Source organism: Pricia sp. (assembly GCF_041745955.1).
In the GTDB taxonomy this organism is placed as follows: Bacteria; Bacteroidota; Bacteroidia; order Flavobacteriales; family Flavobacteriaceae; genus Pricia.
The window spans coordinates 1-2,056 of sequence record NZ_JBGTHY010000436.1 but is presented as its reverse complement, the minus strand read 5'-3'; the positions used below and the strand labels follow the sequence as shown (position 1 = coordinate 2,056).

Annotated in this window: 2 protein-coding genes and 1 pseudogene; all 3 read left to right on the top strand. The window is 46.2% G+C overall.

What is annotated here, in order from left to right; translation table 11 throughout:
• Window positions 1-1,284, top strand: a 1,284-nt coding sequence (locus ACEW8S_RS15430) for a heavy metal translocating P-type ATPase (RefSeq protein WP_373519021.1), incomplete at its 5' end; no start/stop codon positions are given.
• Between the two features lie 55 nt (window positions 1,285-1,339).
• Window positions 1,340-1,516 carry a hypothetical protein gene (locus tag ACEW8S_RS15425; RefSeq protein WP_373519020.1) on the top strand — a complete coding sequence of 59 codons (177 nt, stop codon included), beginning with the start codon at window positions 1,340-1,342 and terminating at the stop codon, window positions 1,514-1,516.
• Between the two features lie 228 nt (window positions 1,517-1,744).
• Window positions 1,745-2,056: pseudogene (locus ACEW8S_RS15420) on the top strand (heavy metal translocating P-type ATPase); the annotation flags it as partial.

Genomic DNA, 2,056 nt, shown 5'->3' with positions numbered 1-2,056 from the left:
AAAGAAGCAAAGGACTCTACGCTGTCCCGATTGGTCAAACTGGTCAACGAGGCGCAGACCCAGAAATCCCCCACGCAGCTGTTGACCGATAAGTTCGAAAAATACTTCGTGCCTTCCGTCTTGATATTGGTAGGCATCCTGCTCCTCGCTTTTTTGGTGATCGATGAACCTTTCACTGCCAGCTTTTACCGGGCGATGGCCGTATTGGTGGCGGCAAGCCCCTGCGCCCTGGCCATTTCGACACCGAGTGCCGTATTGAGCGGCGTGGCAAGGGCGGCAAGGGGCGGCGTGCTTATCAAAGGTGGGCGACCGCTTGAGGATTTGGGCGAGTTGACGGCCCTGGCTTTTGATAAAACGGGAACCCTTACAGAAGGAAAACCCAAACTTACCGAAATGGTGACGTTAGGGGACATTGAGGAAAACGAACTGTTGAAGATAGCCGTTGCCGTTGAAAACCTGAGCGACCACCCCTTGGCCAAAGCGGTCGTAAGGGACGGTAAGGAGCGGTTGAAGGGTACTGAAATTCCCGATGCGTCCGATTTGGAAGCCGTCCTCGGGAAAGGGATCAAAGCTTCTTTGGGCGAGGATAAAATCTATATCGGCAACCTGGACCTTTACGAGGACCTTGACGATGCAAAACCGTCCGAGGAAATATCCACAAAAGTAAAGGGACTTGAAAGTGGCGGGAACACCACGATGCTCATTAGAAGGAACAAAGAGTATATCGGTATCATCGCCCTGATGGACACCCCAAGGGAAGCGGCCAAGGAAACACTGAAAAAATTAAAGGAAATCGGTATCAAGCGGATGATAATGCTTACCGGGGACAATCAGAAAGTGGCCGATGCCGTTGCCAAGGAAATCGGATTGACCGATGCCTGGGGAAGCCTGTTGCCGGAGGAAAAAGTAGATGCAATCAAAAAACTGAAGGAAACAGAAAGCAAGGTCGCAATGATAGGCGATGGGGTCAACGATGCCCCTGCAATGGCAAACAGCACCGTAGGTATCGCCATGGGAGCGGCGGGCAGTGATGTGGCCTTGGAGACGGCCGACATAGCCCTAATGGCCGATAAATTGGAAACCTTGCCCTTTGCCATCGGCCTGAGCAGGAAGGCGAAGGCGATAATCAAACAGAACCTTTGGGTCAGTCTTACAATTGTGGCCCTGCTCATTCCATCGACCATTTTTGGGTTTGCCAATATCGGTATCGCGGTAGTCATACACGAAGGCTCCACATTGCTTGTGGTCTTCAATGCGCTGCGACTTTTAGCCTATAAGAAATAACTCAAGAAATTTGATTTGAAGAAAAGGTTTGCCGTTCAAAAAAATAACCCATAAGATGGACTGGATGTTCGAAGATTTTAAACCTGACCTGGATTCTCTTGACCCAAGAGTTAAGGAAAAAGCGTTGGAAATTGCCAAGCAACTGGTCTCGGAAAAAAATTACACCAAAAAAAGGGCTATATCCGAGGCTATTGTAAAAGCTGAGGAGTGGTTTTACGATTTAGGGGGATAACTATAAATTAAAACTTTAAAAAATGTTAAGGATAAATCGAATTAACAAACGAAAATTTAATCGCTGCGAAATTGGAAGGTAAAGTCTCTAGGGAAGATATTGAAAAAACGGTCCCATTATACTATGATGTGTTTTTAAGGAATTGAAATGAAAAACGGCGAATCAAATATAAACGGCGCAAAAATCAATTACTCCATTCAGGACTCTGAAAATGGATGCTGTGAAACTATGGAAATAACGAATGAAAAACCTGCGGGAAAGATGAATCTCAAAACCTACATCCCTGCAATTTTCAGCTTCATAATGTTAATGGCGGGCATACTTTTTGATTATTTTGGGACATTTCCGCATTTTACGGGTTGGAAAAGGATTTTATGGTACACCGTGGCATACATTCCCGTTGGGTTTCCAGTATTAATAGAGGGTTTTCAAAGCATCCGAAAGGGCGACTTCTTTACCGAATTCTTGTTAATGTCCATAGCTACATTCGGTGCATTTGCCATAGGTGAATATCCAGAAGGCGTGGCGGTAATGCTATTT

Coding starts and splice junctions, on each gene's coding strand:
- ACEW8S_RS15425 (WP_373519020.1), top strand. CDS start 1,340: ATGGACTGGATGTTCGAAGATTTTAAACCTGACCTGGATTCTCTTGAC.